This window comes from Longimicrobium sp., from assembly GCF_036554565.1.
In the GTDB taxonomy this organism is placed as follows: domain Bacteria; phylum Gemmatimonadota; class Gemmatimonadetes; order Longimicrobiales; family Longimicrobiaceae; genus Longimicrobium.
The window spans coordinates 1-6,094 of sequence record NZ_DATBNB010000804.1; the positions used below are offsets into that span (position 1 = coordinate 1).

A 6,094-nucleotide genomic window follows, 5' to 3' on the forward strand; every position below is an offset into this window, starting at 1 on the left:
AGCCGCACATGGAGTTGACGACCAGGAGCGTGGGCTCGCTGGTGTCGGAAAGGGTGGCCTGCACTTCGTCGGGGGTCTTCAGCTCCTGCACGCCCAGGCGCGTAAGCTCCTGGCGCATGGGGGCGATCATCATCTCCGGATACATCTTGGGCATCCTCCCTGGTCGTATCGGTTCATCACGGGGCGGCACCTTCTTCGGCCGCGCCGCGCGGGTTCGGCATCCACGGAACATCATCGACCCCGGCGCGCCGGTTGGCAAGGCGCGCAAGGGTGAACAGCAGGTCCGAAAGCCGGTTGAGGTATCGTACCCATTCCGCGCCCACGTGTGCCTCTCGCGACAGCGTGACCACGTGCCGTTCGGCCCGGCGGCAGACGGTTCGCGCCAGGTGCAGGTACGACGCGCCGCCCGATCCGCCGGGGAGCACGAACGACTTCAGCGGCTCCAGCTCCGTCTCCGCGGCGTCGATCCACGCCTCCAGCTCCTCGATGCGCCCCGGCGCCAGCGCGGGAATCCACGGCGACTCGCGCCCGCCATCCTCCACCGAGGGCGTTGCCAGGTTGGCGCCCACGGTGAACAGGTCCGACTGGATGCCGCGCAGCCCCGCCGCCAGCTCCCCCTGCCCGTCGGCTTCCAGGTGCCACACGGCCACGCCGAGCAGCGAGTTCAGCTCGTCGACGTCGCCGTAGGCCGCCACGCGCACGTGGTCCTTGGCCACGCGCTGGCCGCCGAACAGCCCCGTCTCGCCCCGGTCGCCCGTCTTCGTATAGATCTTCAACGTCATCGGTTCTCCGCTTCCGCCGCCTCCAGCCCAGCCAGCGCAATCACCACGAGGGTCCATTCCAGCCCGAGCAGCCGCCGCAGCACCTTGCGGGGGGTCCACTCTTCGCCGTCCAACTCCAGCCGCCGAGCGCGGGCGTCATCCGGCAGCGTCGTCATCCGGTCCACCACCAGCGCGGCGGCGGTGTCCAGCCGGGCGAGCGTATTGTCCGGCGCCCCGGCCATGGGGCTGGCGCCCAAACGGCTCAGCAACAGCCACTGCGACCGCGCCAGGTCTTCCAGAACCTGCCGAACCGTGGAGCTCGTCGCCGGCGCGGGCACGTCCAGGTTCAGGTTCCGCCGCCGGCGCACGCGCGCCAGCAGGAGTCCGCGGATGTCGCCGAGGCGCCGCACCCCCAGCTCGGCCTCGTCCTGCAGCAGCGGCGCGAGGTCGGCTTCGAAGAGCGCGGTAGACACGGCCCCGCCGACCGGCGCGTCCGTGGCGATCCACTCGTCCACGGACACCTGGATCTCGTCGTCCGGCGCGGGGACGCGCTCCCCCTTCGAGGCAAGGAACCGCAGCCAGAGGGCGAGAGAGCGCTCGAACTCCCGCATCGCCTCCTCTGCAGACGCGCCGATCGCGACGCATCCGGGAAGGTTCAGCGCATGCGCCATCAGCATGCCGTCCGCGCCTTCCTCCAGCCCCACGCGAATGTGCCTGAGGTCGTCCATCATCCCCGCTCCGCCACCGCTGGCTCCAGCAGTTCCAAGGTTCCCGCGTCCGCGTCCAGGCGCGCCCGCACGCCCATCGGAAGCGTCCAGTTGTCATTCACGTGGCCGAAGGGAAAGCCGAACGCGACGGGGATGCCCAGCCCCCCCAGCCGGTCCTGCAGCAGCTCCCGCACGGTCGGCCGCCCCTCGCTGCCCGCGTCCGGCACCTCGCTGAACGCGCCGATCGCGATGCCGGCCACGGCGTTCAGCACGCCCGCCAGCTTCAGGTGCGAAAGCAGGCGGTCCAGGCGGTAGATGTGCTCGCCCACCTCTTCCAGGAAAAGGATGGCGCCGCGGGGCTGGATGGCGAACGGCGTCCCCAGCGTGGACGCGACCAGCGACAGGTTTCCCCCCAGCAGCGGCCCCTCGGCCCGGCCCTCCACCAGCGCCTCCGCGCGCGCCGCCGAGCCGGCGGGGCAGGGGAGCACGCCCGCCGGCCGCGCCTCCGTCAGCACCGGGAGAAAGGTGTCGCGGGCGAAATCGGGGAACTCGGCCGTGTGGGGATGCGGGCCGTGGAACGACACCACGCCGACGCCCTGGGCGGCCAGGTGCACCGCCGTGTTGTCGCTGAAGCCGATCAGCGCCTTGGGACGCGCCGCGAGAGCGGACCAGTCGATGCGGTCCAGGATGCGCATGGTCCCGTAGCCGCCACGCAGGAACCAGATCGCGTCGAGTCCGGGATCGGCGAGGGCGGCGTCCAGGTCCGCCGCGCGCTCGTCGTCGGTCCCGGCCAGGTATCCGCTGCACCGCCCGCGGCAGAACCGGCCCGCCACGGGCTCCCATCCAAAGGCGCGGACGCGGTCCATCGCGCGCTCCACTCCTCCCGGCGGAAGCGGCCCGGCGGCGGCGATCAGCGCCACGCGCGACCCGGCACGCAGGGCGGGCGGGCGGATCATGCGGCCACCTCCCCGCCGCGAACCGCCACCGCCAGCACGCCGAGCGCTACGAGCGCCAGCGCCGCCGCGGCGAGGTAAGGGACCGAGATCCCCACGTGGGCGAAGGCGATGCCCGCCCACCATGGGCCGACCACACGCGCGGCGGCGGAAAGCGACTGCGAGGCGGAAAGCACGCGCCCCTGCTCGGCCGCGCCGCCCTGGCGTGAGATCATGGCGCTGACGGAGGGTACCGTGGCACCCTGTCCCACGGCGAACACGGCCGCGGCGGCCAGCACCCAGGCGGGCGAGGGCGCCAGGGGAATGCACGCCATGCCCACAGCCGCCGCGCCCAGCCCCAGCAGCGCCGCGCGCCGCTCGCCCACGCGCCGGACCAGCCGGCCCACCATCAGCCCCTGCGCAAGGGCCGCGACCACGCCCATGGCCGCGAAGCCGTAGCCCACCGCCTCCTGCGAAAGGCCCCAGCGCCGGTCGGCCCAGAGCGAAAGTGTGGCTTCCATTCCCGCCAGCCCCAGCGTGGTGATGAACGATACGGCGTACAGTCCCCGGAGCACCGGGGGCGCGGCGAAGACGGTCCGCAGGCGCGCGCCCAGCCCGGCCTGCCTGCGCGGGATGGTGGCGCGGACGTGCGCCGGAAGCGATTCGGGGAGGCGGAAGTACGCCAGGATGCCGTTCGCGCCCGCCAGCGCCGCCGCCCCCAGGAACGGGGCCGCGGGATCGATGCGCGACAGCAGCCCGCCGATCGCCGGGCCGAAGATGAAGCCCAGCCCGAACGCCGCGCCGATCATCCCCATCCCGCGCGCCCGCTCGGCCGGCGGCGTGACGTCGGCGATGTAGGCCTGGGCCACGCCCACGTTGGCGCCCATCGCCCCGTTCACGATGCGCGCGGCGAACAGCATCCCCAGCGACCCCGCCAGCCCGAACGCCAGGTACGAGAGCGCCGACCCCGCAATGCCCACCAGCAGCACGGGGCGCCGGCCTACCCGGTCCGACAGGCGGCCCCACCAGGGCGCCAGGAAGAACTGCATCAGCGAGTACACCGCCAGCAGCCAGGTGACGGCCACGGGCCCGGCGCCGAACCGCTCGGCGTACAGCGGCATCAGCGGAATGACGATGCCGAACCCCACCAGGTCCAGGAACACGGTGAGGAACACCACGGTCAGCGGCGAACGCCCGCGGCCTGGTACGGCGGCGGGACGCGACGCGTGAGGCCGTCCGGCCACCGCGCCGAAACCGCGTGTGCCCGCGGAAATGGTTGATCTGCTCAAAGCCCTGCCTGCACCCCTCCAGTGTGAGGGCGCTAAGATACCGCCTGCCCCCGCCGGTGACAACGCGCCAAGTGCCGCAGCCGCCGCGATTTCGCCCGGGCCGCTGGCGCCGTGATCGCGAGCGCGGCATTCCGGCCAGCGGGTGCAGCAAAGCGGAAATCCGTCGCATCATTGTCCAACGCGGCGCGAAGATCTACCCTGTCCCGGTTCGGCCACATCAGGCGTTCTCGCTATCCATCCGCCTCCCCCCTCTCCACATCCGATCCCATCTCATGCTTCGGTTTCTCCCTCGTGCCGGACTTCTCCTGCTCACGTTCGTGGCAGCATGCATCCTTCCTACCGCCCCCGGTCGTGTGATCGTGGCCGAGGTCCAGGTGAATACGGACGGCCGTGGCGCCGACTCCACCCACGTGCAGGCCACTTTCATCGCGTTGAGCGGTGGCGAGCGGATCGATTTCCGAAGTGACACGCTCCGCGTGCAGGATGCGATCGGAACGCGAAAGCAGGCGCGGCAATACTTCGCACGGGTGCCGCTGGACAGCGCGGCCGTGGCGAACGGGCTTCGGGTGCGGCTCCCCGTGCCGACGCTCGGCGCCGTGCCGTTGTCCAACTTCACGGTGTATAGCGTGGCGCGACGGGGTAGCCCGGCGATTACGCTCCGCGCCGGCCAGGACCTGGTGATCCCCATCTTTCCCGGCTCTTCCGGTACGCTCCCGGCGCCGGGGTACGAGCGATGGCACGTATCCTTCACGAGGGGAGGCCCCGGCTTCAGTATCTCCGGAGAAGGCCCGCTCCCCTCGCCCATCCTGATTCCTCGGGAGCTCATTCCCACCGTGGGATCGGACACGATGCAGGTGAGGGTGTTCTCCACCCGCGATTTTCGCGTGAGCGCGGCGCCCGCGGCCGGATCCGAGCCGCGGCTGCTCACCGAGATACGAGCCGACGCGAACCTGGAGTGGTCCGTCCTGATCGTCCCCTGAACGGCATGCGGGTTCGCCTGATCAGCACGGAATCACCGGCCCAACGCGCGCAAGCCGCACCGCAACCAGGAGGCACCGTGACGACGGAAGCGCGAATCGCAGCGCTCAGGAAGATGCTGGAAGCCCATCCCGACGACCCGCGGCCCCGGTTCGGGCTGGCGCTGGAGTATGAAAAGGAGGAGCGCTGGGAGGATGTGGTCGAAGCCCTGCGCGCCTACCTGGCGCGCACCGACGACGAGGGCAACGCGTGGGGGAGGCTGGGCACCGCGCTGCGCCACCTTGGCCGCGACGACGAGGCGCGCGAGGCGTATCAAAAGGGGATCGAGGCGGCCAACCGCCACGGGCACCCCACCATGGCGGGCGAGTTCGAGGACGTGCTCGACGCGTGGTGAGGGCGGAAGCGGGGCGCAGCATGATGGTGGCGGCGCCCCGCTTCAATGCATCGGTGGTCAGCGAAGGCGCTGCGCCAGCCAGTCGGCGAGCGAGCCCAGGACCTCGGCGGGAACCCGCTTTTCGGGGAGGCGGGCATAGCGGGCAGGGTCCGCCGTGCCTTCCGCGTCCGGCAGGAAGAGGTGGTTCAGCGCGGGAAACACGCGCACCGTCACGTCCCGGTTTCCCCCCGCGCGGATGGCGGCCTCCAGCTCCGCGGCCTGGTCCGGCGTCACCTGGCGGTCCGTCGCGCCGTGAAGGATCAGCACGGGGGCGCGCACCTGCCGCGCGACGGGCAGCGGGTCGTGCTCCAGGAACCAGCGCACCCACGGCACCTCCGCCGCGGCGGACCGCGCTGTGACGGCCGCCGCGAACGCCGAGTCCAGCGCGGCCCCGGCCAGCCCCTCCGCCGCGAGCGCTTCCCGCACCTGGAAGTCGACGATGCGGTTTCCCGTGCGCGACGGCCCGGCCAGCAGCACGACGGCGCGGATGCGCGGATCCCCCGCCGCGATCAGCGGGGCGATGATGGCGCCCTCGCTGTGCCCCGCCAGGCCGATGCGCTCGGGATCGACCTCCGGCCGGCCGCGCAGGAACGCGATGCCGGCGCGGATGTCGTCGGCGAAGTCGGCGGTGGTCGCGGCGGACGGGTCTCCCCTGGACGCGCCCCAGCCCTGATCGTCCATTCGCAGCACGGCGATGCCGCGGCGGGACAGCGTGTCCGCCACCTGCCGGAAGAAGCGGTAGTCCGGGATCAGCGGCGAGTGCGCGTCGCGGTCCTGCGCCCCTGATCCCGTGATCAGCACCACCGCGGGCACCGGGCCCGGCGCGTCCTTCGGCAGCGTGAGCGTGCCGGCGAGGGTGTGGCGCCCCGCGTTCACCGTCACCTCCTCCGCCGTGTACGGCGCGCCCGCGGGGGCGGCGTAGTCCGAAGCCTGCGGGCGCGGCGCAATGAAGTAGCCGGCAGCCCTCCACTCGCCTCCGCTGCCGAGCGCGACG

General features: G+C 72.2%; 8 protein-coding genes. 2 read left to right on the forward strand and 6 right to left on the reverse strand.

The window, feature by feature from the left end; translation table 11 throughout:
* From VIB55_RS25565 to VIB55_RS22780, 5 genes are all read right to left on the reverse strand, one after another.
* A partial coding sequence (locus VIB55_RS25565) for a BrxA/BrxB family bacilliredoxin (RefSeq protein ID WP_349263069.1) occupies nucleotides 1-235 on the reverse strand: 235 nt, incomplete at its 3' end.
* Nucleotides 177-776: a cob(I)yrinic acid a,c-diamide adenosyltransferase gene (locus tag VIB55_RS22765; protein ID WP_331878971.1), complete on the reverse strand. Its 600-nt coding sequence runs from the start codon at nucleotides 774-776 to the stop codon at nucleotides 177-179. The genes VIB55_RS25565 and VIB55_RS22765, both read right to left, overlap by 59 nt.
* 2 nt (nucleotides 777-778) lie before the next feature.
* Complete coding sequence (locus VIB55_RS22770; RefSeq protein WP_331878972.1) at nucleotides 779-1,492, reverse strand: hypothetical protein; 714 nt, start codon at nucleotides 1,490-1,492, stop codon at nucleotides 779-781.
* Nucleotides 1,489-2,424, reverse strand: coding sequence for an LD-carboxypeptidase (locus VIB55_RS22775; protein ID WP_331878973.1), 936 nt, complete (start codon nucleotides 2,422-2,424; stop codon nucleotides 1,489-1,491). The genes VIB55_RS22770 and VIB55_RS22775 overlap by 4 nt, the downstream gene beginning before the upstream one ends.
* Complete coding sequence (locus VIB55_RS22780) at nucleotides 2,421-3,578, reverse strand: MFS transporter (protein WP_331878974.1); 1,158 nt, start codon at nucleotides 3,576-3,578, stop codon at nucleotides 2,421-2,423. Before VIB55_RS22780 ends, VIB55_RS22775 begins: the two co-directional genes overlap by 4 nt.
* Before the next feature lie 182 nt (nucleotides 3,579-3,760).
* On the opposite strand from VIB55_RS22780, the gene VIB55_RS22785 reads away from it, so the two are divergent.
* Entirely contained in the window at nucleotides 3,761-4,669 is a 909-nt protein-coding gene (locus VIB55_RS22785; protein ID WP_331878975.1) for a hypothetical protein, read from the forward strand.
* Between the two features lie 77 nt (nucleotides 4,670-4,746).
* Nucleotides 4,747-5,061: a tetratricopeptide repeat protein gene (locus VIB55_RS22790; protein ID WP_331878976.1), complete on the forward strand. Its 315-nt coding sequence runs from the start codon at nucleotides 4,747-4,749 to the stop codon at nucleotides 5,059-5,061.
* Between the two features lie 57 nt (nucleotides 5,062-5,118).
* Here VIB55_RS22790 and VIB55_RS22795 read toward each other — a convergent pair.
* On the reverse strand, nucleotides 5,119-6,094 hold a 976-nt coding region (locus VIB55_RS22795; protein ID WP_331878977.1), incomplete at its 5' end, for an alpha/beta hydrolase family protein.

Coding starts and splice junctions, on each gene's coding strand:
- VIB55_RS22770 (WP_331878972.1), bottom strand. CDS start 1,492: ATGATGGACGACCTCAGGCACATTCGCGTGGGGCTGGAGGAAGGCGCG.
- VIB55_RS22775 (WP_331878973.1), bottom strand. CDS start 2,424: ATGATCCGCCCGCCCGCCCTGCGTGCCGGGTCGCGCGTGGCGCTGATC.